22 protein-coding genes are annotated in these 25451 nt (G+C 61.1%); 16 read left to right on the forward strand and 6 right to left on the reverse strand.

Annotation, left to right across the window (positions count from 1 at the left end; translation table 11 throughout):
- On the reverse strand, nucleotides 1-738 hold a 738-nt coding region (locus tag DK261_RS33400), incomplete at its 3' end, for an AraC family transcriptional regulator (protein ID WP_218278186.1).
- Between the two features lie 167 nt (nucleotides 739-905).
- Here DK261_RS33400 and DK261_RS23455 point away from each other — a divergent pair.
- The 5 genes from DK261_RS23455 (at nucleotide 906) to DK261_RS23475 (ending at nucleotide 5031) form a co-directional block, all read left to right on the forward strand.
- The gene (locus DK261_RS23455) at nucleotides 906-1955 is read left to right on the forward strand and encodes an NAD(P)-dependent alcohol dehydrogenase (RefSeq protein WP_110176525.1); all 1050 of its coding nucleotides are present in this window, start codon (nucleotides 906-908) and stop codon (nucleotides 1953-1955) included.
- A gap of 273 nt (nucleotides 1956-2228) precedes the next feature.
- Nucleotides 2229-3440, forward strand: a complete 1212-nt coding sequence (locus DK261_RS23460) for an MFS transporter (RefSeq protein WP_110176527.1) — start codon at nucleotides 2229-2231, stop codon at nucleotides 3438-3440.
- Nucleotides 3441-3482: 42 nt separating this feature from the next.
- On the forward strand, nucleotides 3483-3815 hold the full coding sequence (locus DK261_RS23465; RefSeq protein ID WP_016704039.1) for a helix-turn-helix domain-containing protein: 333 nt from the start codon (nucleotides 3483-3485) through the stop codon (nucleotides 3813-3815).
- A 259-nt stretch (nucleotides 3816-4074) separates the two neighbouring features.
- The gene (locus tag DK261_RS23470; RefSeq protein ID WP_080710646.1) at nucleotides 4075-4452 is read left to right on the forward strand and encodes a cytochrome c; all 378 of its coding nucleotides are present in this window, start codon (nucleotides 4075-4077) and stop codon (nucleotides 4450-4452) included.
- A 96-nt stretch (nucleotides 4453-4548) separates the two neighbouring features.
- Nucleotides 4549-5031, forward strand: coding sequence for a DUF4265 domain-containing protein (locus DK261_RS23475; RefSeq protein WP_110176529.1), 483 nt, complete (start codon nucleotides 4549-4551; stop codon nucleotides 5029-5031).
- Nucleotides 5032-5050: 19 nt separating this feature from the next.
- On the opposite strand, the gene DK261_RS23480 is transcribed toward DK261_RS23475, so the two are convergent.
- The 4 genes from DK261_RS23480 to DK261_RS23500 form a co-directional block, all read right to left on the reverse strand.
- Nucleotides 5051-6067, reverse strand: coding sequence for a GlxA family transcriptional regulator (locus DK261_RS23480; RefSeq protein ID WP_016704037.1), 1017 nt, complete (start codon nucleotides 6065-6067; stop codon nucleotides 5051-5053).
- Nucleotides 6068-6446: 379 nt separating this feature from the next.
- On the reverse strand, nucleotides 6447-8330 hold the full coding sequence (locus DK261_RS23490; protein WP_110176533.1) for a feruloyl-CoA synthase: 1884 nt from the start codon (nucleotides 8328-8330) through the stop codon (nucleotides 6447-6449).
- Nucleotides 8331-8429: 99 nt separating this feature from the next.
- A complete protein-coding gene (locus tag DK261_RS23495; protein WP_110176535.1) occupies nucleotides 8430-9878 on the reverse strand; it encodes an aldehyde dehydrogenase in 1449 nt (482 codons plus the stop codon).
- A gap of 108 nt (nucleotides 9879-9986) precedes the next feature.
- Nucleotides 9987-10817 (reverse strand): p-hydroxycinnamoyl CoA hydratase/lyase, encoded by an 831-nt coding sequence (locus tag DK261_RS23500; RefSeq protein ID WP_009049514.1) that lies wholly within the window; start codon nucleotides 10815-10817, stop codon nucleotides 9987-9989.
- 213 nt (nucleotides 10818-11030) lie between these two features.
- Between DK261_RS23500 and DK261_RS23505 the strand changes: the two genes are divergently transcribed.
- The gene (locus DK261_RS23505; protein WP_110176537.1) at nucleotides 11031-11522 is read left to right on the forward strand and encodes a MarR family winged helix-turn-helix transcriptional regulator; all 492 of its coding nucleotides are present in this window, start codon (nucleotides 11031-11033) and stop codon (nucleotides 11520-11522) included.
- A 957-nt stretch (nucleotides 11523-12479) separates the two neighbouring features.
- On the opposite strand, the gene DK261_RS23510 is transcribed toward DK261_RS23505, so the two are convergent.
- On the reverse strand, nucleotides 12480-13790 hold the full coding sequence (locus tag DK261_RS23510; RefSeq protein ID WP_110176539.1) for an OprD family porin: 1311 nt from the start codon (nucleotides 13788-13790) through the stop codon (nucleotides 12480-12482).
- A gap of 331 nt (nucleotides 13791-14121) precedes the next feature.
- Between DK261_RS23510 and mhpT the strand changes: the two genes are divergently transcribed.
- The 10 genes from mhpT (at nucleotide 14122) to DK261_RS23555 (ending at nucleotide 25403) form a co-directional block, all read left to right on the forward strand.
- Nucleotides 14122-15357: a 3-(3-hydroxy-phenyl)propionate transporter MhpT gene (gene mhpT, locus DK261_RS23515; RefSeq protein WP_110176541.1), complete on the forward strand. Its 1236-nt coding sequence runs from the start codon at nucleotides 14122-14124 to the stop codon at nucleotides 15355-15357.
- A 451-nt stretch (nucleotides 15358-15808) separates the two neighbouring features.
- Complete coding sequence (locus tag DK261_RS23520; protein WP_080710575.1) at nucleotides 15809-16885, forward strand: colicin E3/pyocin S6 family cytotoxin; 1077 nt, start codon at nucleotides 15809-15811, stop codon at nucleotides 16883-16885.
- On the forward strand, nucleotides 16882-17106 hold the full coding sequence (locus DK261_RS23525) for a hypothetical protein (protein WP_016704029.1): 225 nt from the start codon (nucleotides 16882-16884) through the stop codon (nucleotides 17104-17106). The genes DK261_RS23520 and DK261_RS23525 overlap by 4 nt, the downstream gene beginning before the upstream one ends.
- Before the next feature lie 210 nt (nucleotides 17107-17316).
- Entirely contained in the window at nucleotides 17317-19056 is a 1740-nt protein-coding gene (locus tag DK261_RS23530) for a dipeptidase (RefSeq protein ID WP_110176543.1), read from the forward strand.
- Between the two features lie 386 nt (nucleotides 19057-19442).
- Complete coding sequence (locus DK261_RS23535; RefSeq protein WP_110176978.1) at nucleotides 19443-20177, forward strand: LuxR family transcriptional regulator; 735 nt, start codon at nucleotides 19443-19445, stop codon at nucleotides 20175-20177.
- A gap of 607 nt (nucleotides 20178-20784) precedes the next feature.
- On the forward strand, nucleotides 20785-21195 hold the full coding sequence (locus tag DK261_RS32950; RefSeq protein WP_146218550.1) for a hypothetical protein: 411 nt from the start codon (nucleotides 20785-20787) through the stop codon (nucleotides 21193-21195).
- A gap of 80 nt (nucleotides 21196-21275) precedes the next feature.
- Nucleotides 21276-21770 (forward strand): hypothetical protein, encoded by a 495-nt coding sequence (locus tag DK261_RS23540; protein WP_110176545.1) that lies wholly within the window; start codon nucleotides 21276-21278, stop codon nucleotides 21768-21770.
- A 190-nt stretch (nucleotides 21771-21960) separates the two neighbouring features.
- Nucleotides 21961-22773 carry a hypothetical protein gene (locus DK261_RS32955; protein WP_146218551.1) on the forward strand — a complete coding sequence of 271 codons (813 nt, stop codon included), beginning with the start codon at nucleotides 21961-21963 and terminating at the stop codon, nucleotides 22771-22773.
- Between the two features lie 719 nt (nucleotides 22774-23492).
- The gene (gene tnpB, locus DK261_RS23550; RefSeq protein ID WP_019412232.1) at nucleotides 23493-23852 is read left to right on the forward strand and encodes an IS66 family insertion sequence element accessory protein TnpB; all 360 of its coding nucleotides are present in this window, start codon (nucleotides 23493-23495) and stop codon (nucleotides 23850-23852) included.
- An 18-nt stretch (nucleotides 23853-23870) separates the two neighbouring features.
- Nucleotides 23871-25403 carry an IS66 family transposase gene (locus tag DK261_RS23555; protein ID WP_110175591.1) on the forward strand — a complete coding sequence of 511 codons (1533 nt, stop codon included), beginning with the start codon at nucleotides 23871-23873 and terminating at the stop codon, nucleotides 25401-25403.
- Nucleotides 25404-25451: the final 48 nt, after the last annotated feature.

Below are 25451 nucleotides of genomic sequence, written 5' to 3' on the forward strand. Positions count from 1 at the left end.
CTGGTATTGCAGCGGGCTCATGGCGGTGAGTTGGCGGAAGTGGTGGTGGAAGGTAGGTGTGCTCATCTGCACGCGGGACGCGAGTTCATCGACCCGCAGTTGTGCGGTGTAATTCAGTTTCAGCCAGTCGATGGCCCTGGCGATGCGGTGGCCCTGGCCGTCGACGGAGGCGATCTGCCGCAGCCGCGCCGACTGGTCGCTCATCAGCAGGCGGTAGTGGATCTCGCGCTGGATCAGCGGGGCCAGCACCGGGATGGCTTCAGGCTCGTCCAGCAACTCCAGCAAGCGCACGAACGAGGTGAGCATGGCCGGTGTCGCGGTGCCGATGCCCACGCCCTTGCCTGTGCTTCGATCGCGAGGTTGCAGCAGCCCACCCTGGGCGGCCAGCTCCGCCAGCATCCGTGGATCGAGCTTGAAGCCCAGCCCCAGGCAGGGTTGTTCCAAACTGGCGGCCGTCACCTCGGAATTGGCCGGCAGGTCCAGTGAGGTAACGAGAAAGCGCGAGGTATCGTACGGGTAGGCTTCGCCGCCGACCCACAGCTGTTTCGCCCCTTGGGCGACGAGGATGATGCTCGGCTCGACCATGCACACGGAGGGCGGCGAAAGGATGTCGCGGCGAAAGAAACCCAGACCGGGGATCGCTGTCGAGTAGTCTCCCGAGTGTTTGATCCGGGCACCAATAATGCGCGCGAGGGTTTCCTGGGGCGTTTGGGTGTGAGTGTCGTGTTGGCGTGTCATGTCGGTGTGTACCCTCCTCGCCAAACGTTAACCCGGCCCTTGCGGCTGTCCTACCGAAAAAAACAAAGTCCAGAGAATCGGGCAAGAATTCCAGCGTAATGCACTACAGGCCACTTGGGCCTGGCCGGGAAAATGACCATCCAACGTAACGCTGGATGGAGTGTGCAATGTTAGTCAACGCCTATGGCGCCCATGCGGGCGACCAACCTCTTCAACCCCTGCAGATCACCCGCCGCGCCCCCGGCGCCCATGACGTGCAGATCGACATCGCCTTCTGCGGCATCTGCCACTCGGACCTGCACCAGGTACGCGCCGAGTGGCAAGGCACACAATTTCCCTGCGTGCCCGGCCACGAGATCGTCGGCCGGGTCGCGGCGGTCGGCGCCCATGTGCACGGTTTCCGCCCGGGCGACCTGGTCGGCATCGGCTGCATCGTCGACAGCTGCAAGCACTGCGCCGACTGCGAGGACGGCCTGGAGAACTACTGCGACGGCATGATCGGCACCTATAACTTCCCGACCCCGGACGCCCCGGGCTGGACCCTGGGCGGCTACTCGCAACAGATCGTGGTTCACGAGCGCTACGTGCTGCGCATCCGCCACCCCGAGGAGCAACTGGCCGCCGTCGCGCCGCTGCTGTGCGCGGGTATCACCACCTATTCGCCGCTGCGCCACTGGAACGTCGGCCCCGGCAAGAAGGTCGGCGTGGTCGGCATCGGTGGCCTCGGCCATATGGGCATCAAGCTGGCCCATGCGCTGGGCGCGCATGTGGTGGCGTTCACCACCTCCGACGCCAAGCGCGAGGCCGCCCTGCAACTGGGCGCCGACGAAGTGGTGGTGTCGCGTAATGCCGAGGAAATGGCCGCCCACGCCAAGAGCTTCGACCTGATCCTCAACACCGTAGCCGCGCCCCACAATCTCGACGCGTTCCTGGTGCTGCTCAAGCGCGACGGCACCATGACCCTGGTGGGCGCCCCGGCGACTCCCCATGACTCGCCCAATGTGTTCAACCTGATCATGAAGCGCCGGACCCTCGCCGGCTCGATGATCGGCGGCATTGCCGAGACCCAGGAGATGCTCGACTTCTGCGCCGAGCACGGCATCGTCGCCGACATCGAACTGGTGCGCGCGGACCAGATCAACGAATCCTACGAGCGCATGCTCAAGGGCGACGTCAAGTACCGTTTCGTTATCGACAACGCCACCCTGGCGGGCTGAGCGCGGCAATCGCCTGATCCCGAGCCACCTTAGGTAGTTCGGTGGGTGCCCAGCTTGGGCACCCTTTGCTTCGCGGTACCGGTTCCGGTGCCGCGTTTTCCCCGGTCGCGACTGGACCTGCTCCAGCGCCGGGGCGGCTGACCGGCAAGGCTGTCGGTCGTCATTCACGCGCCTGCCGTGCACCCACTTATAAACCGAAGCGCCCGCAAGACCCGGCCCACAAAGCTCGTCGGTCAGCACGGGCGCTTCCAGCCATACAGGAAACCTGTCTCCATGACCGCTACCTTCCACGCCGAATCGCCCGAGGGCCGGCACACCTGGGGCGCCGTGCTGGCCATGGCCCTCGCCGCCTTTGCCCTGGTGGCCTCCGAGCTCATGCCGGTCAGCCTGCTGACGCCTATCGCCGCGGACCTGCAGGTCAGCGAGGGGCAAGCCGGCCAGGGCATTGCCGTCTCCGGCCTGTTTGCCCTGTTCACCAGCCTGCTGATCGCCTCGGTGGCGGCCCGGGTCGACCGCAAGCGGCTGTTGTTGTCCCTGACCCTGTTGATGATCGTCTCCGGAACCCTGGTGGCATTCGCCCCGGACTACCTGAGTTTCATGGCCGGTCGCGCGCTGATCGGCGTGGCGATCGGCGGCTTCTGGTCGCTGTCGGCGGCCACCACCCTGCGCCTGGTGCCGCAGAACCAGGTGCCGCGCGCCCTGGCCATCGTCAACGGCGGCAATGCCCTGGCGACCGTGATCGCCGCGCCCCTGGGTAGCTTCCTCGGCTCGCTGATCGGCTGGCGCGGGGCGTTCTTTTGCGTGGTGCCAGTGGCCGCTCTCGCCTCCGTCTGGCTGCTGGTCAGCCTGCCACCGCTGAAAGCGCAGCCTGCCGCCGGCACCGGCAATGCCTTCAGCCTGATGAAAAGAATCCCGGTGGCCCTGGGCATGCTGGCGGTCAGCCTGTTTTTCATGGGCCAGTTCATGCTGTTCACCTACCTGCGGCCCTTCCTGGAAACGGTCACCCAGGTCCAGGTGTCGACCCTGTCGCTGATGCTGCTGGTAATCGGCGTCGCCGGCCTGGCCGGCACCTTCCTGATCGAAGCTTTCCTGAAAAACGCGCTGTATCGCACGCTGATCATCATCCCGCTGATGATGGCGGCGATCGCCATGGCCCTGGTGGCGTTTGGCGCTTCGGTGTCGGTCACCAGCGTCCTGCTGGGTCTCTGGGGACTGGTGGCGACCGCCGCTCCGGTCGCCTGGTGGACCTGGCTGACCCGCGCGCTGCCGGACGATGCGGAAGCCGGCGGCGGCTTGATGGTGGCGATCATCCAGCTGGCGATAACCGCGGGCGCCACGGTGGGCGGCCTGGCCTTCGACCTGAGCGGTTATCAGGCGACCTTCGAACTGAGCGCGGCAGTGCTGGTGGTGGCCGCCGGGCTGGCGGCATTGGCGGCCCGCGCCGCCACGCGCGCGCCTTTCCAGGCATCGAACGTGGCGGCGTGAGCGCTGGTGGGCGTTAAACAAACCGACAGGACAGGGCTGGGTATGCGCCGGGCATTCGCCCTGCTCTCAGGCAAGTGGAAGCTGGAAATCATGTGGTTGCTCAATCAGCGGGTCTACCGCTTCGGCGAGCTGCGAAAAGCCATTAGCGGCATCACCCAGCACATGCTGACCGCGCAACTTCGCGAGCTGGAAAAGGACGGGCTGGTGTCGCGCACGGTCTTCGCCGAAGTGCCGCCACGGGTCGAATACGAGATCACCGCCAAGGCCCGCGCGCTGGGGCCGACAATGGAGGCGCTGGCCATCTGGTGGAGCGAATATGGCGACAGCGTGCCGGCAAAACCCAAGCCGCGCGGGCGCCAGGCCAAGCAGGTTTAAACCCGGCCGACCGGGCCATGCAGCGCTTGCCGGAAGGCGATAACGATTGAATCCATGTCATTTACAGGCGCCAAAAAGCAATATGATCGCCCCTCAAGAAATCGAAGACATTGAGTCTCTTGAGTCACAATTGCCGAGCGCTTGAGATGGGCAGGCTTTGCTTCGGTTCAAATGTTATCGAGAGCATTGAGTGTTGCAGTGGCACCGCCGGGGTTTGCCCTCGATTCAGACTAATTCATACAACAAGGCCACATGGAAAGTGAAAGTACTATTCATCGCTTCGCTAGGAATTCTATCGCTCGCTCAAACACCACTGTCCTTCGCGGACAATGCCAACGGGAAAAAACTCTACTCCCAGAGATGTGCCGTGTGCCACGGAGCCGAGATCAAGGGAACCGGACCCTTGGCCAATAAAAGCACCCCGCCAACACCCGACCTCACGACATCCGCTTTCAAGAAACGGCTCAATGATTACCCGGGCGTTATTGTGTCATCGATCATACTTCGCCCGAATGGAGACCTGATTCCAAGAACCTTGCAAGAGAACGGTGTAAAGATACCGCCGCACGCTTGGAGCATTAAGGATCTGCGCGACCTGCATCAGTACATGACGGGGGTTATTTCAAAAAATCGATGATCTTGAGATGAGATATGGGCACAGAAATCCAAGAGCCATTTCAGGGTTGGTTACAAGCCAATTATTCAGCGAAGAGCTACAGCTACGGAGCAGTGCATGAACGACAAAGAAGCAGCCGTTCTGATCCAAGTTTATGTAGCAGATGATGACGGCCCTTTTTTTGAAGAGCTGCCCGCTCGCAAGATCGATCAGGATATTTACGAACTGCTCTCCTCTCCGGGTATCGCGCTGAACCTGGCACGGGGAGATATTGTTTCAATCAAAGACAGAGAAGCACCTGCCGTCGTCTTGAAACGAGGTGGGAATTTCTGCATCCAGATCTATGCGGACGCTATTCCTCAAGAAGAAATAGCCTGGCTGGAAAACGCCGTGGCCTGCGAGTTGGGTGGAACCCTGGACGGTGTATTTGAGGGAAACCTGTCATTGGCGGTTCCGGCGCGCAATGGGATGGAGAAGATCAACGACCTCTTTAACAGGTTTCGAGATAGGACAGCGACTCAGTGGTACTACTCCAACATCTATAAAAACCTGGATGATGACGAGGATGAGACACTTTTATATTGGTGGCTCGAACGCTGATGGACGCTGACGTCCGCGGTCATTTCACCAGGCGCTTTTCCTTCGAAGGCCGGTAACCGAAATACGAGCTGTAGCACTTGCTGAAATGGCTCGGCGACACGAAGCCGCAGGCCACCAGCACCTCGACCTGGGACAGCTCGGTGTGCTGCAGCAATCGGCGCGCTTCGGTGATGCGCAGCTCCAGGTAATAGCGCTGTGGCGTGGTGCCCAGTTGCTCCTTGAACAGGCGCTCGATCTGCCGCCGGGAACGCCCGGCGTACTCCGCCAGTTGCTCCATTTGCAGCGGCTCCTCGAGGTTGGCGTCCATCAGATTGACCACCTCGCGCAAGGGCGCGCTCAACGAGATGTGCAGGGTCGGCTTGATGCGCCGGTAGCGGGACTCCTCGAACGACAGAATGTCCTCGATACCCTCGACCAGCGCCTTGCCGTGCAACCCCTTGATCCACTCCAGGGCCATATGGAAGGCGCCGGCGGGACTGGAGGCGGTGAGCCGGTCGCGGTCCACCACAAAGGCTTCGCTGGTGACATGGGTGACCTTGGAAATCTCCGCCAGCGCGGGGCGGTGTTCCGGGTGGATCGCGCAGCGGTAACCCTCCAGCAACCCCGCGACGCCGAGGAACCACGCCCCGTTCCACAGCCCGGCCAGGGTGATGCCCAGCTCGGCCGCGGCCTTCAGCAGGCTGACCAGCTCGGGATCGGCCTTGAGTTCCGTGCGGTAGCCACCGCAGATCACCAGCAGGTCCAGCTCCTTGAGCGCCTGAGCGCTCAGGCGCGCATCGGGGCGGATCACCAGCCCGAGGTCGCTGGTGACTTCACCGTCCTGCAAGCCAAAGGTGCGCGGCGAGAACAAGGCAGGACGCAGCAGGTTGGCGGTGACGATGGTATCCAGGGCCTGGGTGAAGGCCGGCAACGAGAAGTGTTCGAGCAGCAGGAAACCCGCCCGGGTAGTGGCCGCGGGCGCTACCCGCGTTTCTTCCAGGTAACGCAGGTTCTTGCCCTTCATGCCGCCACTGAAATCCCGTCGCTCAACCGCCATACGCCCTCGCCTTCTTTACCCTACCGAACGTAGATCCAGTGTATGTCGAATCCTGGCATCCACCGAAAACCCTGCTCCCGCCACCTCTCGGGCGAAGCGGAGCCGTAGGCTATAGAAAAAAGCCGCGGGCCAGAAGCCGGTTCAGTTGAATGCAAGGGGCGTGGATTGCAACCAGGGAAAACAGACATTCAGCGCAGCGGTCCGCTGTGGCGTCACTTGGATGCTCAGGTCATAGGTGAAGGTGGTCCGAATGACCATGCGCCAAAGGACTCTTGCGCAAGATGGCGACCTCGGCGGCGCTGGCGAAGCGCTTCCGGGGGATGTCCAGTGCCGTGGCCACGGCACTGGCGACATTGCGGCCCTCAGGGGGCCGCGACTCTCACAAGCCAGGCTCGGCGCGCAGGATCGAAGGCTCCTCGCCGCGATACAGCGCCTCGACCTTGTCAGCCCGCCACTGCAACACCGCGCGCTGGTTGATCGAGCCCTTGTCGGTGATTTCCCCACGATCGATGGAGGCCGGTTCGTCGAGCAGCGCGATCCACTCCAGGCGGCTGGCGTTGCCGCTGGCCTCGCGGTTGAGGCGTTGCAGCCAATCGCCGAACCAACGCCGCACCGGCGCGCTGGCCAGGACCTCGGCATCGCTGGCATTCGCGGGCAAGCCGGCCAGCCGCCGGCATTCGTACAGCCGCGGAAACACCAGCGCCCCCAGGCATTCGCGGTCCGGCGCGGTCACCACCAGGTCCTGCACATAGGGCGAGCCTTCGAGCACCGCGCGATTGCGCAACGGGCCGACGCTGACGAACACCCCGGAGCCGAGCTTGAAGTCCTCGGCGATGCGCCCGTCGAACATCAGGCCCAGTTGCGGATCGGCGGCGTCGACCAGTTTCAGCGCATCGCCGGAGCAGTAGAAACCCTGCTCGTCGAAGGCTTCGGCGGTCTGCTGCGGCGCGCGCCAGTAACCCGGCATGATGTGCGGCCCGCGAAAACGCCCCTCCAGCTTGCCGTCCACCGGCACCAGGCGCACCTCGCAACCCGGGGCCGGCAGGCCGATATAACCAGCCATGGACAAGGGCCCGGTGGTGAAGGTGCAGGACGGCGACGCCTCGGTCATGCCGAGCCCGGCCATCATGCGGATGCGTTCGCCGCAATGGGCTTCGGCCACCTGGTCGAGGCGGTCCCAGACCCTCTGGGACAGGCCGGCCGCGGCGAAAAAGAACAGCTTCATGCGCGAGAAGAAACGCTCGCGCAACTCGCCGTCCTGCTCCAGGGCGTTGACCAGTTCTTCCCAGCCCTTGGGCACCGTCAGGTAGGCGGTGGGGGCGATTTCCTTGAGGTTGCGCAGGGTTTCGGCAAAGCCCTGGGCCGTCGGCTTGCCGTCGTCCAGGTAAAAGGTGCCGCCGTTGTAGAGCACGATGCCGAGGTTGTGACTGCCGCCGAAGGTGTGGTTCCACGGCAACCAGTCCACCAGCACCGGAGGCTCCTCGCCGAACACCGGGAAGGTCTGCAACAGCATCTGCTGGTTGGCGCAGAGCATGCGCTGGGTGGTGACCACCGCCTTGGGCAGCTTGGTCGAACCCGAGGTGAAGAGAAACTTGGCGATGCTGTCCGGGCCGGTGGCGGCGAACGCCGCTTCGGCCTCGGCGTCGCCGGGGTGTTGCAACAGGCTGGCAAAATCGCGCTGCGACCGGCCCGCCACGGCGCCACGCACCACGATCAGCGGCGTGTCGCCCGGCAGCACGGCCTCGATCGCCCGCTGGAAAGCCGCGCCATCGCTGACGAACACCAGCCCGGGCCGCATCAGGTCGCAGACATGCCGCAGCTTGGCGAAATCCTGGGACAACAGCGAATAGGCTGGCGACACCGGGCAATAGGGAATGCCGGCGTACATCGCCCCCAGGGCCAGTTGCAGGTGTTCGATATCGTTGCCGGAAAGCAGCACCAGCGGCCTCTCGGCCGACAGGCCATACCCCAGCAGGCTCTGGGCGATGGCGCGCACGCTGGCCAGCATCTCGGCGTAGCTCACCCGGCGCCAGTCGCCACCGTCCTGGCGCGCGGCGACAAAGGTCTGCTGCGGGCGCACCCAGGCCCAATGCACCAGGCGGTCCAGCAGGCGCGTCGGCAGCTCGGCCAGGGGCTCCAGGGAACGCATGTGCAGGATGCCCTGCTCTTCGCTGACCTCGACCGCGGGATGGGCGATGGCCACCTGGCGATAAGGCGGCGTGTCGGCCGCGTTCGGCGCTGGCGATCTGAATTCGGAATTCACGTGTTTGTCCTCCATCAAGGCCTATCGCCGGCGAACTCGGCCGGGGACCTGGCAGCCAGGGGCTGGGGCCTTGTGATTGTTGGGTCCGGGGGCCGGAGTTCAGATCGGATAGTGCCGTGGACCGTTCTGCAGGGTAATCCAGCGCAACTGGGTGAACTGCTCGATGGCCGCCTTGCCGCCAAAGCTGCCGTAGCCGCTGGCCTTGACCCCGCCAAACGGCATCTGCGCCTCGTCGTGCACGGTCGGGCCATTGATATGGCAGATGCCCGACTCGAGCCGTTGCGCCAGGGCCAGGGCGCGCCCGGTGTCGCGGCTGAAGATCGCCGCCGACAGGCCGAACTCGGAATCGTTGGCCAGCCGCAACAGTGCTTCGTCGCCCGCGCCGCGCAGCACCACCGCCACCGGCCCGAAGGACTCCTCGCGGTACAGGCGCATGGCCTCGGTGACGCCGTCGAGCAAGGTCGGCTGCAGAATGCTGCCGGCCAATTGGCCACCGGCGACCAGGGTCGCGCCCTGCTCCAGGGCGTCGTCGATCAGCCCCTTGATGCGCGTGCCGGCACTGGCGTCCACCAGCGAACCGAGCACCGAGTCCGCGGCCTCCGGGTTGCCCGCCGGCAAGCTGGCGATCTTCGCCGCCAGCCTGGCGACAAAGTCCTCGGCCACCCGTGCATCGACGATCAGGCGCTCGGTGGACATGCAGATCTGCCCCTGGTTGAAGTAGGCGCCAAAGGCCGCGGCCTGCACCGCGGCATCCAGGTCGGCATCCTCCAGCACCAGCAGCGGCGCCTTGCCGCCCAGCTCCAGCAGGGCCGGCTTGAGGTGCCGCGCCGAGAGCTCGCCGACAATGCGCCCGACCCGGGTCGAGCCGGTGAAGTTGACCCGGCGCACCGCCGGGTTGGCGATCAGCCGCTCGACAATGGCCGGGGCGTCCTCGGGGGCGTTGCTGATGACGTTGACCACCCCGTCACCGAGGCCGGCCTCCTGCAACACCTGGCCGATCAGCCGATGCACCGCCGGGCTCAGCTCGGACGCCTTGAGCACCACGGTGTTGCCGCAGGCCAGCGGCATGGCGATGGCGCGGGTGGCGAGGATCACCGGGGCGTTCCACGGCGCGATGCCCAGCACCACGCCGCACGGCTGGCGCAGGGCCATGGCGAAGCTGCCGGGCACGTCGGAGGGGATGACCTCGCCATTGATCTGGGTGGTCATGGACGCGGCTTCGCGCAGGATATTCGCCGCCAGTTGCACGTTGAAGCCGTACCAGTTGGCCATGGCCCCGGTCTCGCCGGCCGCGGCGATGAACTCCGCGCTACGGGCCTGCAATTGCCCGGCTGCGCGCAACAGGCGGCTGCGTCGCTCATTGGGCGCCAGCGCCGCCCAGGCCGGGAATGCCGCCTGGGCCGCGGCCACGGCGGCGTCCGCGTCTTCCAGGGTGGCGGCGGCGGCGCGCGAGGCGACGGCGCCGGTCACCGGATTACGCCGTTCGAAGGTTCGACCGTCGCGGGCGGGGCACGACTGGCCGCCGATCAGCAGGGGCACGTCCAGCATGGTGATTCCTCTTTATTGTCGTTATCGGGAATACAGTGGAGCGGTTCACGCCGGCGCCTGGGCGCTGCGCCGAACAGCGGGCGGACGCTGCCGCCCGCCGGGTTTGCATCAGCGTTTGTAAGCCTGCAGGCCGGGCTTGATGCTCTTGTCGTCGAGGAACTGCTTCATGCCCTGCTCGCGACCGCCTTCGGTGTCCAGCAGGCGCGACTGGTCGAGCTTGGCGTACAGGTAATCCTCGTTCTGCTCCCAGGTCAGCTCGCGGCAGCGCTTGAAGCCGTGCTTGGCGGCCCGCAGCACCACCGGGTTCTTCTCCAGCAGGTTGCGCGCCAGCTCGACGGTGGTTTCGCGCAGTTGCGCAAGCGGCACGCTCTCGTTGACCAGGCCCATCTCGGCGGCTTTCTGCCCGCCGAAGGTCTTGCCGGTCATGATGTAGTACAGCGCCTGGCGATGGCCCACGGTGTCGGCCATGGCCTTGCTCACCAGGTTGCCCGGCGGGATGCCCCAGTTGATTTCCGAGAGGCCGAAGGTCGCTTCATCGGCGCAGATCGCCAGGTCGCAGGCCACCAATGGGCTGAAGCCGCCGCCGAAGCACCAGCCGTTGACCATGGCGATGGTCGGCTTGGCGTACATGCGCAGCAGCTTCCATTGCCATTGCGAGGCCTCGCGGCGGATTTTTTCCTGGAGGATCTCCGGGCCGGCGTCCACTTCGCGAAAGTATTCCTTGAGGTCCATGCCCGCGGTCCAGGCTTCGCCCGCGCCGGTCAACACCAGCACGCCGGCGGCCGGGTCCTGCTCCAGCGTCTCCAGCACGTCGACCATCTCGCGGTTCAGGGTCGGGCTCATGGCGTTGCGTTTTTCCGGGCGGTTGAGGATGACCCAGGCGATCCCCTCTTCGATCTCGACCTTGACGGTTGTCCAGCGACCTTCGTAGTTGCTCATGGCGATTGCTCTCTTTGTTCTTGGCTTGAGATGGGCAAAAACTAAACCGCCGAATTAGTTATGTCAATTAACTATTAATAAAATTAACCAAACTTTCTCAGGTGCCCGGAGCGTTTCAAGGCCAAGACATCTGCCAGCGGCCATGGCTATCCCCGGTCAATCCCGGCAAACTAGATAGCCTTCTTAACTGCCAGCCCGAGGATTTCCCCTGCAATGGCCAAGTCTTCCAACAAGATAGCCACCGCCGCCGAGGCCCCCGTCGCCGACAGCGAAGCCCAGGCGCCCCTGGACTCCACCCTGGACGACCTGATCGGTTACGCCATGCGCCGGGCGCAGTTGAAACTGTTCCAGAACCTGATTGGCCGCCTGTCGAGCCACGACCTGCGGCCGGCGCAGTTCTCGGCCCTGGCGATCATCGAGCAGCATCCCGGGCTGATGCAGGCCGACCTGGCCCGGGCGCTGGCCATCGAGCCGCCGCAGGTGGTGCCGTTGCTGAACAAGCTGGAAGAGCGGGCGCTGGCGGTGCGGGTGCGCTGCAAACCGGACAAGCGCTCCTACGGGATCTTCCTCAGCAAGACCGGCGAGACCCTGCTCAAGGAACTGAAGCTGATCGCCGCCGAGAGCGACCAGGACGCCACCGCCTCCCTCGACGACCAGGAGCGCGAAGAGCTGCTCAGGCTGCTGAAAAAGGTCTACCAGCAGTAGCCGCCAGCCTGCGATCCCTGTAGCCGCTGCCGCAGGCTGCGATCGGCGGCGCAGCCGTCGCAACCCGGCGAACGCCTTTATCCAGGCAGATCACGGAGGCAGGTTTTGCGGCAACTGCGTTGCCGATCGCAGCCTCGCGGGCTCGGCAGCGGCTACCCCGACACCGCGATCCCTGTAGCCGCTGCCGCAGGCTGCGATCGGCGGCGCAGCCGTCGCAACCCGGCCAACGCCTTTATCCAGGCAGATCGCGGAGGCAGGTTTTGCGGCAACTGCGTTGCCGATCGCAGCCTCGCGAGCTCGGCAGCGGCTACCCCGACACCGCGATCCCTGTAGCCGCTGCCGCAGGCTGCGATCGACGGCGCAGCCGTCGCAACCCGGCGAACACCTTTATCCAGGCAGATCGCGGAAGCAGGTTTTGCGGCAACTGCGTTGCCGATCGCAGCCTCGCGGGCTCGGCAGCGGCTACCCCGACACCGCGATCCCTGTAGCCGCTGCCGCAGGCTGCGATCGACGGCGCAGCCGTCGCAACCCGGCGAACGCCTTTATTCAGGCAGATCGCGGAGGCAGGTTTTGCGGCAACTGCGTTGCCGATCACAGCCTCGCGAGCTCGGCAGCGGCTACCCCGACACCGCGATCCCTGTAGCCGCTGCCGCAGGCTGCGATCGGCGGCGTAGCCGTCGCAACCCGGCCAACGCCTTTATCCAGGCAGATCGCGAAAGCAGGTTTTGCGGCAACTGCGTTGCCGATCGCAGCCTCGCGGGCTCGGCAGCGGCTACCCCGACACCGCGATCCCTGTAGCCGCTGCCGCAGGCTGCGATCGGCGGCGCAGCCGTCGCAACCCGGCGAACGCCTTTATCCAGGCAGATCGCGGAGGCAGGTTTTGCGGCAACTGCGTTGCCGATCGCAGCCTCGCGGGCTCGGCAGCGGCTACAGGGTCAGGAGCTGCGGCTCGCGGCGTTACCAGATCGGCAGTGTGTAGAGCACCAGGAAGCGGGTCTGGTTTTCATCGCGGAACGCCGCGCCGGCGGGGAAGTCGTTGCGGTAGATCGACTTGCGCGCCAGCAGCCCGAGGTTCTTCAGCGGCCCGCTCTGGATCACGTACCCCAGCTCCATCTGGAACTCCCGCTCCTTGCGGTCCTCGGCATTCAGCGCCGCCAGTTCGATATGGTCGCCGCGCACGTAGCGCAGGCGGCTCTTCAGCCCGGGCAGCCCGGCGGCGGCGAAATCGTAGTCGTAGATGGCCTGCCAGGTCCGTTCCCGGGCATTGAGAAAATCGGAACTCATGGTCAGTTCGCTCATGCCCATCAATTCGGTGCCCGACAGGTAAGGCGTCGCCGTGTCGCCGCTGGCGTGCATGTAGCCCAGGCTCAGGCGATGCCCGCCCCAGCGATAGGCGAACAGCGCCGAGAGGTTGCGGTTGTCCACCTTGCCGGCCTTGGCGCTGCCGTCTTCGCGGCTGAAGAAACTGCGCAGGTCGCTGCTCAGCACCCCGTCCCCGAGCTTGAAGTTATGCAGCAGGGCCAGGGTGTCCTGCTGGTAGAGGTCCGCCACTTCGGCGTGGTAGACGCGCAGGCTGAGGTCCGGATCGACCTGGTAATCGCCCCCCAGGTAAGCCATGTGCGACGAGGTGGCCGCGCCGTTGAAGCGCCGGTTCGGCGAGGCGATGCTCAGCGCCTGGTAGTCGGTGGAATCGCGCTTGTTGATGCGGTCGATATAGCCGGTGTTGAGGGTCAGGCCGTCGATGTCCTTGGAACTGAGGGTGGTGCCGCGAAAGGTCTGCGGCAGCAGCCGCGACGGGCTGGCAAAGGCGAACGGCAGGAAGATCGACACATCGCCGGTCTTCACGCTGGTCTGGGCCAGGCGCAGCTTGGCGGTCATCGCCAGGCGCGAGTATTCGTCCGCCGCGCGCTTGTCGCTGGCCGACACCGGCAGCAGTTCGGTGCCGCTGCGGTCCGGCGCCGAGTCGAGCTTGATCCCCAGCAGCCCGCGGGCGTCCAGGCCGAAGCCGACGGTCCCCGGGGTAAAGCCCGACTCCAGGTTCAGGATCGCTCCCTGGGCCCATTCCCGGGCCGCGGTTTTCGCGCCGCCGTCCTTGTAGTCGCGGTCGAGGTAGTAATTGCGCAGGGTCAGGGTGCCGTGGCTGTCGTCGATAAAGCCCGCGGCCTGCGCCGGAGCGGCCACCACGCCCAGCCCCGAGAGGGCCAGGCAGCACAGGCGAACAGATAGGGCCAGCGGCGCCGCAAGGGCGTTGCGTGAGAGGTTCGGCATGTTCGAGTCCACTTATTGTTGTTGTTTTGCGGAACGGGATCGCCCGGCCATGGCAGGCGTCCACGGCCAGAGAATGGAAACAGCCAAGGGCTGGCGTCAATCCACAATGACCGATAATCGAACATTAATATTCTTATCTATTTTCTAGATAACGCCAGATAAAACCAACAAGCCATTGATTTACATAAAACTAAATCGATCTTTAAGGCCAATCCGGTCACCCTTCAATTTTTAGTTATCTTTGTTAATCTTAATTTCGCCTGCCAACGCTCGAGCGAACAGGCGCGTTCCGCTGCGTCCGCCCCCAACAAAAACAACAATGAGGTTTGCCATGGACACTCCATCGCGTCGCACGACGCTGACCATCGCCCTGTGTTTTATCGTTGCCCTGATCGAAGGCTTCGACCTGCAAGCCGCCGGCACCGCCGCCGCGGGCCTGCGCCAGAGCTTCGCCCTGGACCCGAAAATGCTGGGCTGGGTGTTCAGCGCCGGGATCGTCGGCCTGCTGCCCGGCGCCTTCTTCGGCGGCTGGATCGCCGATCGCATCGGCCGCAAGAAAATCCTCATCGGCGCCGTGCTGCTGTTCGGCCTGTTCTCCCTCGCCACCGCCTATGTCGCCAGCCTGTCGGGCCTGCTGCTGGCGCGCTTCATGACCGGCCTGGGCCTGGGCGCCGCCCTGCCCAACCTGATCGCCCTGTGCGCCGAGGCCGCGGGCGAGCAACGCCGCGGCACCGCCATCAGCATCATGTACGCCGGGGTGCCGATGGGTGGCGCCCTGGCGGCGCTGGTGGCCATGCTGTTCACCGACCATTGGCAGGCGACCTTTATCGTCGGCGGCCTGGCGCCGCTGCTGGTGGTGCCGCTGATGCTCCTGCTGCTGCCCGAGTCCAGCGCCTTTCGCCAGCAACAAGGCAACCCCGGCCTGACCCGCCTCTCCACCGGCCAGGCGCTGTTCGGCGAAGGCCGGGCGCGCACCACCCTGGCCTTGTGGCTGAGCTATTTCTTCACCCTGACGGTGATGTACATGCTGCTCAACTGGCTGCCGTCGTTGCTGCTGGAGCAAGGCTTCAGCAAACCCCAGGCCGGGCTGGTGCAGATGCTGTTCAACCTCGGCGGCGCCCTCGGTTCGCTGCTCGGCGGCCTGCTGCTGGATCGCTGCAACGGCATCAAGGTGGTGCTGTTCGTCTACGCCGGGTTGCTCGCGGCGCTGGCCGGGGTCGGCCTGTCGGCGGGCCTGCTGCCCATGGCCTGCGCCGGGTTCGCCGCGGGGCTGTTCGTGATGGCCGCGCAACTGGTGCTGTACGCCCTGGCCCCACCCTCGTACCCGACCCTGGTGCGCGCCACCGGCGTCGGTGCCGCAGTGGCCATCGGCCGCCTGGGATCGGTGGCCGGCCCCCTCGCCGCCGGACAGATCCTCGCGGCCGGCGCCGGCACCAGCGGGGTCTTGCTGGCGACCTCGCCGGGGCTGGTGATTGCCGCCTTGAGCATCATCAGCGTGATCGCCCGCCCGGCGTCGCAGGTCGAACCCGGGCTGGCTGCGGCGAGCTCGGCCGCACCCAAACCCTGACGTACACTCACACGCCAGCCTGGACGACTGCCGTTGCAGCTCGGTTATCCAGGCTGACGCACGCTAAAGGTTGCCGTCAAAAATGAGCAATGAAATAGCTATGCGGCCATCGTAGCGGGACCAGTGGGCACGGTGAATACTCTTGTAACGCCCTTGGGACAAGGCTTGGCGCTTCCTTGGTGACCCCTGACGGCCAATCCAGAGGCGCGCATGTCCGCGATAAGGCCCCCACGGGGGAGCCTGGGCACATATGCGTATTGATGTGGTCATTCAGTTTTTTTGCAGATTCTCGAAGGGGGGGTGGTAAATCTTCACCCACATTGAGAATTGTCCTAAAGCCCCTGAGTACCCTCCCACTGTAGGTTGTCCGGTCTACTTATCATGGGATGATTGCTGTATGGCCGCAGGGAGCTGGAAAGGTCACCATTGCAAAGTGTGCTATGACCAAGCAATGAAAGAGAAAGCAAGGCTCGAAAAGCTTTTGCACGATAAACGCAGACGAGCCATCAAAGAGCCGCCGCCTCCTAAAGACCCCGAACCGATTCCCCGAAAGACACCTCCGCCACTGCTCAAAGGCTGTGTCTTTGCCAAGTCCTGCACATTGCCCAATGGGGTGATAAACCACAGCAACCCAGGCGGCTTCGTACCTGTCGAGTCGCTGAAGCAGTACGGCACCTATGCGGTGATGGGCACCGGTCCAGTGATATCTGCAAGCGGAACTCTACTGCAATGGATTGGTGGCTCAGGCAGTGCTTCTACCCTCTTGGCCCGTCTTGGCGGTACTTTGGCGCTGGCCGGTCCCACAGCTGTTGGCTTCGCTGCGTTACTGCTGCCTAACGATACTTCGACTGACAGCGCCTTCTATACGTCCGAGCAGTACGCGCAGTTGAGCCAAGGGAACACCCGCGTACGAGTCAACGTAAAACACCTGCCAGATAGCTCTGTGAGTGTGTACGGGTTCTATACCGGGACAAAGACGGAGTGGCAGCAGGTGCGTGTGATCGAAGCGAAGGCACGCGGCAATCAACTGGTAGCTGACATTGGGAATGGCATAGAGGTCATATGGACTCCGGCGGCTGACCCAAATGCTGTATTGGGCATTCCCGCACTGGAAGGCGCCTCGTTGAAATCTGGGGTCTGGGTATACCCGCCGACCGAGCAGGCCGATAAGATACTGGTCAACCCGAAGCATCCCCCCGACTACCAAGACGCAATCATCTGGTTCCCCAGTACGGGCATCCAACCGATTTATATTGCGCTCAGCGTGCTGGGTGGCCGCTACCATCCTAAGCCTAACTCCTTGCCAGCATTTCCAGACGCTAAATGGGCCAAAGCAAAGACCTCGGTTCAAGGTGGTGGCGCTATACGCCCACGCTGGAAGAGCAGAGACGGCACAATCTACGAATGGGATTTTCAGCATGGCGCGGTCGAGGTGTACAACAAGCGCGGTAAGCACCTTGGTGAGTACAACCACGAGACAGGCGCTCAGAATAAACCCGCAGATCCAACAAGGAAGGTAGAACCATGAAGCACACGATTATGGGAGTTCCCGAAGGCGAGGACTTCGCATCCTTTGAAAAGGATCTTCCAGTTTCTGTCGCGGACCTTAAGCCAATTATGGGTTGGGCAGCGGATGATGATTGTGTTTACGATTATCGGCTGACCCCGGAGCAAATTAGCGCTATCGAAAAGCTCTGTTCGCTAGAGCTACCCAGGAATCTGGAGCTTTTTCTAACGTGTAGCGCCTGATGGTCCATCGCGAGCGAGCTCGCGCCTACAGTAGCCCCATTATCGGCCTTAACTGATCGGCATTAGCCCTCCCGGGGCTTTTTCGTTTCTGCGCCGCTTTTGCATTTCTGTGCGACAGATCCCACTTCGGGGACTCCCGTACCAGTCCCCCGTGGTGTTAGCGTGGGAGGTCAGATATTTCCTAACAATCTGCAAGGAACGCCTCCCGCAATGGATTTTTCCCTCAAGCAACTGGCCGCGGCCACCCTGATGCTGGCCAGCCTGTCAGCCTTCACCACGACCGCCCACGCCAACATCACCCCGCAGCAGAACGCGGCGATTCTCAAGAGCTTCGCCGATGCATCGGTCAAGGACTTCCGCCAGTTCCTCGGCACCCTGGGCAAGAGCGAGCTGGCCAAGAGCGCCAACCTCGGTCCGACCATCACCGCCTTCCTCGACAACAAGACGCTTTCCGCCGAGCAGCAGAACGAGATCCATCGCCTGCTGGGCCTCTATGCGCGGGTGAAGTACGGCAAGGCCGCCACCGAAACCCTGCGCGAACTGGTGGCTATCCCCACCGTGCGCGTCGACGGCGTGCCCCAGCACGAGAACCCTGAGTTCCTCAAGATCGCCGACAAGATCCAGGCCCTGGCCAAGGCCTTCGACCTGAACTTTCGCAACATCGACAACCGCGTCTACGAGATCTCCCTGGAAGGCAGCGGCAAAGAAGTGGTAGGCATCCACGCCCATGCCGACGTGGTGCCGGTGACACCGGAGAACTGGGTGCTGCAGGACGGCACCAAGCTCGACCCGTTCAAGGTCACCCTGGTCGGCGACCGCATGTATGGCCGCGGCACCGAGGACGACAAGAACGGCATAGTCGTAGCCCTGTACGCCATGAAGATCATCAAGGAAGAGAAGCTGCCGCTGGCGCGCAACTTCAAGCTGCTGGTGGACACCACCGAGGAAACCAGCGGCGACGCCATCCCCTACTACTTCGAACGCAACCCGACGCCGAATTACAACCTGGCGCTGGATGGCGGCTACCCGGTGGTGATCGCCGAAAAAGGCTACGGCACCGTCATGGCCAGCTTCCCGCGGCGTACCGCCGAAGGCAAAGGTGCGGAAATCGTGTCGATGACCGGCGGCCTGGCCACCAACCAGATCCCGGGCGCCTCGGTCGCCACCCTGGTGACCGACCAGCCCGCCGAACTGGCCGCCAGCCTGCAGAAGGCCGGCAACGAATACGCCAAGGCCCACGGCGGCGACTTCAGCGTGGCCGCCAAGGTCGAAGGCAAGGACGTCAAGCTGACGGTCACCGGCGTGTCCGCCCACTCCTCCGAGCCCGAGTCCGGGGTCAACCCGGTGGCGCGCATGCTCGACTTCATCAACGGCCTCGATGGCAAGGTCGCGCTCAAGCACAACCCAATCACCGATGCCGCCCGCTACGCCGCCGACAACTGGAGCCTGGACTACCTGGGCAACAAATTGGGGGTCGGTTTCGCCGATGACTTCATGGGCCCGCTGACCACCTCCCTGACCTATGTCGGCCAGGATGAACAGGCCTTCAAGCTGGCGGTCAACCTGCGCGTGCCCAAGGGCAAGACCCCGGAGGTGCTGAAAAAGGAAATTGCCGACAAGCTGGCCGCCTGGAGCAAGAAGAACCAGGTCGCGGTGAACTTCGACTACAAGATCGCCGAGCCGATGTACCGCAACCCCGAGGGTGAATGGGTCAAGGCGCTGTTGGCGGTGGCCAGCGAGAACCTGGGCATGCAGCACAAGTTCGGCACCTCCGCCGGCGCCACCTCGGTGCATGAACTGCCCAACGGCGTGCAATTCGGCCTGGCCCGTCCCGAGGTCAAGTACACCGGCCACAACGACAACGAGTTCAAGACCGTCGAGCAGTTCCAGCTGGACCTGCAGATCGTCACTGAAATGTTCGGTCGCATCGGCCAGCTGCCAACACTCTGAGCCCTTTCGGACCCGCCGCCCTGGCGGGTCCACTGCCGTGCTCATCCCGATCCAGGTCGGGCTCGAGCCCTATCCCCCTGATGCTCGACCGGCCAGACGCCATGTCCGTTTCTGGGCATGTCGACAGGCCAAACGATGGCACATTGACGCCATCCAAAAGGATAGAACCAGTTGCAGGCGGCCAGGGTTGGCCAAGCAGCGCCGGCATTGCGTAAGGAAAACGCTCTGCCTGTGTCTTTTTGCCGTATTTCATTAAACCGCCACCAGAACCCTGTACTAGGATACGAGGCGGCGACGAATCCGGCGAAAGGCTCTAAACATAGTCTCGCCGCACTCGTCGCTTACTAAGGCAAGTGTCGCGCAACACGAAACTCATGGATGAAATGATGAACTCACAAATACTGTTCCCACACATTGGCAAGGTCATCGCCAGCACCGGCAGTCGCAGTTTTCCGCGCATGCTGCATGATCTGATACGCACCCAACTGGCGGTGGACGCCACGCATATCACCCAGATGCGTGTGTATTCAGAGGGTCAATCGCAGCCCAGGAACGCCCGCGACGAGGTCTACAGCGACTCCACGCTCGCCCCATCCGGCAAGAATCCGACGGCACGCCCTGCCGAGACTGCCGCGCAATTGCACCTGACCAGCCACAAGGACGATTACCGCTACGTGATCTCGGTCTACCGTTCCTGCCAGTCCCAGAGCTTCTCGCACCAGGAACGCATCCTCCTGCAGGACTTCTCCCCACTGCTGCTGCCCATGGTGGAAAAACACCTGGCGGCGCTGCAGCCGCACAACGCCACCGGGGACGACCCCGAAGCCGCCGCCAGCCTGGAACACCAGGGCCTGGAAACCCTGCGCCTGCGCTTCGCCGCGCGCCTGCGGCAGTCGGGGCTGAAGCTGTCGAACCGGGAAATGCAGGTCTGCGTCGGCCAGCTCGGGCGCACCGCCCCCGAGCTGGCCGGGCAATTGAAGCTCAAGGTGCACACCGTCGAGAGCTACCTCAAGCGGGCGGCGATCAAGATGGGGATCAGCGGGCGCCACTCGCTGCTGCGCTGGATGTATTCCCCGGACGAGGCCACGGCGACCACCCCAGGCCCGAGCACTGCCCTTTGATCCTCGAGGCCCGAGCCGGTTGTTCAGGCCTGAGGCAGATGCCAGGGGAACAGCCGGTGCAACAACCAGGAGACGCCTCGCTCGGTCGTCCATGAGCGGGGCGCACCCTGCAGGTGCGAAATTACCCACTTGCCCACCTATTTGCATTCGATATGACCGCCGATTGCATCGGACTTGACCAACACGCTTCGTAGTCATTATCGATAGAAAGCAACCCATTGCTGCCGATGGCCACAGGCATTAGGGAACGTTTTATGGTCAGAAACGCAACGAAATTGCGTTCCTACGCAAACCTTAGGTCTAGCTGACTAACCAAACGCCGATAGATTTTACATAGCAACGCAGGCTTCAAAACGGTAAGTCGTTTTCATACAGCCTGGACCAGGAGCGGACGGTGGACATAGTGATGGCAAATAGGTAGCGTCACCGATGCGGCTTTCGAATCTAGAAGACTGCTGGGCTTGCCGTTACCCTTGTCGTGTTTCTCTCTGGGCGATGTCGCGCTTGTCGCGACACCTCTAAGCTAGACAAAGACTTACAGGACGACAAGAAACGCGACATGGCATGTCGCCTAATAGTAGTTATATGCCTTGAGGAGCACCGACTTGTGATCATCGCCCTTTTATCATTCCTAGGAGTTATAGCCGGCGCGTCCCTTCAGTATATATTTACCCGTCATCTTGAAAACCAGAAACACCATCGAAGTCTTAGAACTCAGGCGTATACGGATTATTTAAAGTCCGTTTGTGAGCAAGCTACATTAGCACTGCAGTCGCAGTCACCAGAGAGCCGAGAACTACTCGCCAGAATGGTTGACTCCAAATCAAGAATCTGCCTATACGGATCAGAAGCAGTAGTTTCTTCTCTTGCTGCTTTTGAGCAGATAGGTTCAGCATTGAATACTAGCGAGCAAAGAAATTGTTTCGCCAATATGGTCTCAGCAATGAGAAAGGACTCAAAAGGACGTTCTGGAGCCTCCGTTGATAGTCTAGAAATTATTTTAATGGGTTCTCAGTGAAACAAGTCGTTCACTTCGTTCGCTGGGACGGTGCTCTGTCGCCGTTAGCCTAATCGCTATAGGACTCCTTCAAGACCAACATGAAGACAACACTGGAATACCTAAAAGATCGTTACAGCGAAGAGCAGTCTCGATTTGATCATTTTGAAAATAAATGCGCGAAGCTCCTAACCTTTGCATCCGTAGTAATAGGCGCAATCACTGCAATCGCAGGAACAAATAAAGGAATTGTATTTCATCCAGAATCCCCAGCTGGCTGGATTATTCTCATAGCATTTCTAATAGGCTCATTTTCCATATCTTGTGCATGGGGGCACTCCTTGTTGGCGCTGCGTATTGGAGAGTGCCCTGTACTCCCGCGAAGCAGAGTAGCCGCTGAGTACATTACCGCTGTTGATATAGAAACCCAATCAACATACCTATACAACTGCTACATTGGTACACTAGAGCAACTTGCAGAAGTAATCGATGAAAAATCAAAGAATCTTGAATTGGCCTACCAAGAGCTAGCCATAAGCGCTTGGGGGCTAGCTGTCGCCGCTTCATTAACTATATATATGGAGATTACAAAATGAGTGACACAGAAAAGAAAACTCAAAACAGTAACAAAACGCCCCCACCTCCTCCACCGACTACTGAATACGTTAAAAAGTCTAAAGAGCCAGCAGTGAGCCGGAAAAAAAAGTAAGTTTAAATAGCTCATTTCACTGACTGGGACGGCCACAAGCGGCCGTCCCTTGACCTGAACGTTATGTAATTTAAGCCATGAATAATCTTGAGAAGTTTCTAGAAAAAATCGAGCAAGTTACCGCTCCCGCACAAAAAATAAATCATCATCTTAACCAAACAATGCTCCCATACATTCAGAAGATTGATGAAACTATAGGACCAATAGCCAGAGACTTTCAGAGAACCTTGAAGGCGCACCACCCCTTTCTTGATCAGATAGCCACCACTTTAGCCAAAATTACAGAGGCCGCTCAGTGTTGGCAACAAGCAAGAAAAGCAGATATCAGCGTAATGGCCGAAAGTGGCTGGTATCCGAATTGGTTTACCTTTTTCTATACCCCAGAAACAGAACCACAATCTGTGGATGAGTTAATGAGCATGCACCTCAACGCCGACTGGGAGGATATTACACAAAGAATAATTGAGCTTTGTCCTAACCGAGCACACATCCTCGAAGCGGCCTTTAGCCTGCACAAATCAGGAGCTTATATCGCTGCCATACCTCTCTTTCTAGCACAAGCAGATGGGGTTTGCTGCGAATCCCTTAAAAGCTTTCTTTTTACCGGCAACGACACAGAAGAAAAAATCAAAAAGCTAATAGAAAACGGTAAAATTGAAGCAAATATGTTTACCGATGTATTCCTTGAACCATTCAAACTTAAAAATCACCATAACGCCGGAATATCTAAAAGCAGTGCACAAGCAAAAAGCAAAGCTCCAAATCGCAATGGCATAATGCACGGCCACCGAAATCACCTTGACTATGGAACGGAAATAAACTCTCTAAAATGCTTTTCACTTCTGAGCTTTATTGCCTACTCCACAAAAGAGATTATTGGTAAAAAATAACAATTGAGTCAAACCCTCTTGAAAAATTGTCATCAACGATGCCAGAACCGTTACCCGCATAAATATCGCCAAGTGCTGCATAGCCTGCAATGAGGGCAAAGGAGATAAAAATGTGGCCTCCGCCAAAGCAACTTCGGCATAATGACATATACGAAAAATCTATTTTTCAGCTTGTGCAAGTTACTCTTTCAACCACAAAACGTTTTCTAAAATATTTTCACACAACCTGAGTAATTCTCTGCCGGTTATAGTTACGAAGCGCTAGTCAAGTTCGATGCAAATGACTGGTCAAGTAAATGAAATTATGTAGAAGGTGGAACCCTCATGGGCCCAGGCGGCGACGCCAGCCACCACCCGCATCAAGCCGTTACTTCCCGCCCCTGCGCCGACTCATGCCTCGCGCCGGCCCGAAGCCCATGACGCAGCTTCAACGCCGGCCGTTCGATGCAGTAGTACGAACCCCCGCTAAATAACAACGACAGCGCCAGCACGCTGGCAACGATGAAAAAGCCCGCTTTTTACGGAACCGTAGACCTGTAAGCCACATGGTTACTGGATTGCATTTTTCGAGAAGGGGCTTTTCCAGACCATCCTTAGGGTTTTTAGACTTGATTGGGGTTGACCCGCTTTCTGGGTAACCGCTCCATAAACCCCACATTCAAAGTCACCACCTGATCCCTGATGCTGTGCTCCCGATTCCTTTCCGGAGCCAGCACCTCATGATGCGTCCCGACGCAAAAGTCGAAAAAGTCTATCTCTATCCCAAGCCTGTCGACTTCCGAAAATCCATCGACGGCCTCGCCGCTCTGGTTGAACTGGACATCAAGGTTGCGGTGTTTGACCCGGTGCTTTTCGTGTTCCTCAACAAGCCTCGCAACCGAGTGAAGATTTTGTATTGGGAGCGCAACGGCTTTTGCCTTTGGCTGAAGCGGCTGGAATCCGAGCGTTTCAAAACATCGCCGGATTGTTCGGATGAAGCCATCGTGCTGACGGTTCAAGAACTCAACTGGTTGTTGGACGGTTTTGATTTGTGGCGCAACCGCCCGCATCAAGTTTTGACGCCTCGATTCGTCGCCTGATTCGGTATAATCCAGGGCATGATTTCAATGCCCAAAGACCTTCCTGACGACCCCGTTTTGCTCAAGCAACTGCTTGAGCAAATGCTGAGTGAGCGCGAGTCGGATAAGGGCAAAATCGTTCATCTCGAAGAAGAAAACGCGCTGTTGCGTCAGCGCCTTTTCGGGCGCAAGTCAGAGCAGACAGCCGATTCTTCGACCCCGCAAATGGCCTTGTTCAACGAAGCTGAAAGCGTCGCCGAGACGGTCGACGAAGCGGTTGAAGAAGGGGTCGTCGCGCCGACCAAGCGACGGGGCAAACGCAAGCCTCTGCCCGCCGATCTTCCGCGTATCGAGGTCATTCACGAACTGCCCGAGCACGAGCTGACCTGTGCCTGCGGTTGCCGAAAGCACGCCATTGGCGAGGAAATCAGCGAGCAGCTCGAAATCGTGCCGATGCAAATTCGCGTGATCAAACATGTGCGCAAGGTCTACGCCTGCCGTGGCTGTGAAACCGCGCCGGTTACCGCTGACAAGCCGGCGCAACTGATCGAAAAGAGTATGGCCAGCCCCAGTGTGTTGGCGATGTTGCTGACGACCAAATACGTCGATGGCCTGCCACTACACCGCTTCGAAAAAGTGCTGGGCCGCCACGGCATCGATATTCCACGCCAAACCTTGGCGCGCTGGGTGATCCAGTGCGGCGAACATCTGCAACCCTTGCTCAACTTGATGCGGGATCGACTGCTGGAAAGTCGCGTCATCCACTGTGACGAAACGCGGGTCCAGGTGATGAAAGAGCCCGGTCGGGAACCCACCAGCCAATCCTGGATGTGGGTGCAAACCGGCGGGCCACCGAATCAGCCGGTGATCCTTTTTGACTACTCGACCAGTCGGGCGCAGGAGGTTCCGTCGCGCCTGCTCGAAGGTTATCGCGGCTACCTGATGACCGACGATTACGCCGGTTATAACGCCTTGGGTGCGCAATCCGGTGTCGAGCGTTTAGGCTGTTGGGCACATGCGCGACGCAAGTTTGTCGAGGCGCAAAAGGTGCAGCCTAAGGGCAAAACCGGGCGTGCGGATATCGCCCTGAATCTGATCAACAAGCTGTACGGTATCGAACGAGATTTAAAAGAAGTCGGCGATGAACATCGCCATGAAAGCCGACAGCAAAACAGCCTGCCGGTGTTGGCCCAGTTGCACTCCTGGCTGGAGAAAACCCAGCCACAAGTGACGGCTCAAAATGCACTGGGCAAAGCCATCAGCTACCTGGCCAGCAACTGGATCAAGTTGGTGCGCTACACCGAAGCCGGTTACTTGCCAATCGACAACAACACCGCCGAGCGTGCGATCCGGCCCTTCGTGATCGGGCGCAAGAACTGGCTGTTCAGCGACACGCCCAAAGGCGCGACGGCCAGCGCTCAACTTTACAGTTTGGTCGAGACAGCTAAAGCCAACGGCCAAGAGCCCTATGCGTGGCTGCGCCACGCACTTGAGCGCCTGACGACGGCTTCTTCGGTTGAGGATTACGAAGCTTTACTGCCCTGGAACTGCTCGCCGGTATCGCATAGTTAAACGCGCTATCCATCTTGATGGCTGGTGGGGTTTACGGTGAGTTTAAAG

This window comes from Pseudomonas sp. RW409, from assembly GCF_003184125.1.
Taxonomy (GTDB): domain Bacteria; phylum Pseudomonadota; class Gammaproteobacteria; order Pseudomonadales; family Pseudomonadaceae; genus Aquipseudomonas; species Aquipseudomonas chlororaphis_I.

What these genes read in the sequence shown, in the direction of transcription:
- DK261_RS23535 (WP_110176978.1), top strand. Translation starts at nt 19,443, where the DNA reads ATGAACTCACAAATACTGTTCCCACACATTGGCAAGGTCATCGCCAGC.
- mhpT (WP_110176541.1), top strand. Translation starts at nt 14,122, where the DNA reads ATGGACACTCCATCGCGTCGCACGACGCTGACCATCGCCCTGTGTTTT.
- DK261_RS32955 (WP_146218551.1), top strand. Translation starts at nt 21,961, where the DNA reads ATGAATAATCTTGAGAAGTTTCTAGAAAAAATCGAGCAAGTTACCGCT.
- tnpB (WP_019412232.1), top strand. Translation starts at nt 23,493, where the DNA reads ATGATGCGTCCCGACGCAAAAGTCGAAAAAGTCTATCTCTATCCCAAG.
- DK261_RS23520 (WP_080710575.1), top strand. Translation starts at nt 15,809, where the DNA reads ATGAAAGAGAAAGCAAGGCTCGAAAAGCTTTTGCACGATAAACGCAGA.
- DK261_RS23465 (WP_016704039.1), top strand. Translation starts at nt 3,483, where the DNA reads ATGCGCCGGGCATTCGCCCTGCTCTCAGGCAAGTGGAAGCTGGAAATC.
- DK261_RS23530 (WP_110176543.1), top strand. Translation starts at nt 17,317, where the DNA reads ATGGATTTTTCCCTCAAGCAACTGGCCGCGGCCACCCTGATGCTGGCC.
- DK261_RS23510 (WP_110176539.1), bottom strand. Translation starts at nt 13,790, where the DNA reads ATGCCGAACCTCTCACGCAACGCCCTTGCGGCGCCGCTGGCCCTATCT.
- DK261_RS23480 (WP_016704037.1), bottom strand. Translation starts at nt 6,067, where the DNA reads ATGGCGGTTGAGCGACGGGATTTCAGTGGCGGCATGAAGGGCAAGAAC.
- DK261_RS23475 (WP_110176529.1), top strand. Translation starts at nt 4,549, where the DNA reads ATGAACGACAAAGAAGCAGCCGTTCTGATCCAAGTTTATGTAGCAGAT.
- DK261_RS23555 (WP_110175591.1), top strand. Translation starts at nt 23,871, where the DNA reads ATGATTTCAATGCCCAAAGACCTTCCTGACGACCCCGTTTTGCTCAAG.
- DK261_RS23495 (WP_110176535.1), bottom strand. Translation starts at nt 9,878, where the DNA reads ATGCTGGACGTGCCCCTGCTGATCGGCGGCCAGTCGTGCCCCGCCCGC.
- DK261_RS23540 (WP_110176545.1), top strand. Translation starts at nt 21,276, where the DNA reads ATGAAGACAACACTGGAATACCTAAAAGATCGTTACAGCGAAGAGCAG.
- DK261_RS23460 (WP_110176527.1), top strand. Translation starts at nt 2,229, where the DNA reads ATGACCGCTACCTTCCACGCCGAATCGCCCGAGGGCCGGCACACCTGG.
- DK261_RS23500 (WP_009049514.1), bottom strand. Translation starts at nt 10,817, where the DNA reads ATGAGCAACTACGAAGGTCGCTGGACAACCGTCAAGGTCGAGATCGAA.
- DK261_RS23525 (WP_016704029.1), top strand. Translation starts at nt 16,882, where the DNA reads ATGAAGCACACGATTATGGGAGTTCCCGAAGGCGAGGACTTCGCATCC.
- DK261_RS23455 (WP_110176525.1), top strand. Translation starts at nt 906, where the DNA reads ATGTTAGTCAACGCCTATGGCGCCCATGCGGGCGACCAACCTCTTCAA.
- DK261_RS23505 (WP_110176537.1), top strand. Translation starts at nt 11,031, where the DNA reads ATGGCCAAGTCTTCCAACAAGATAGCCACCGCCGCCGAGGCCCCCGTC.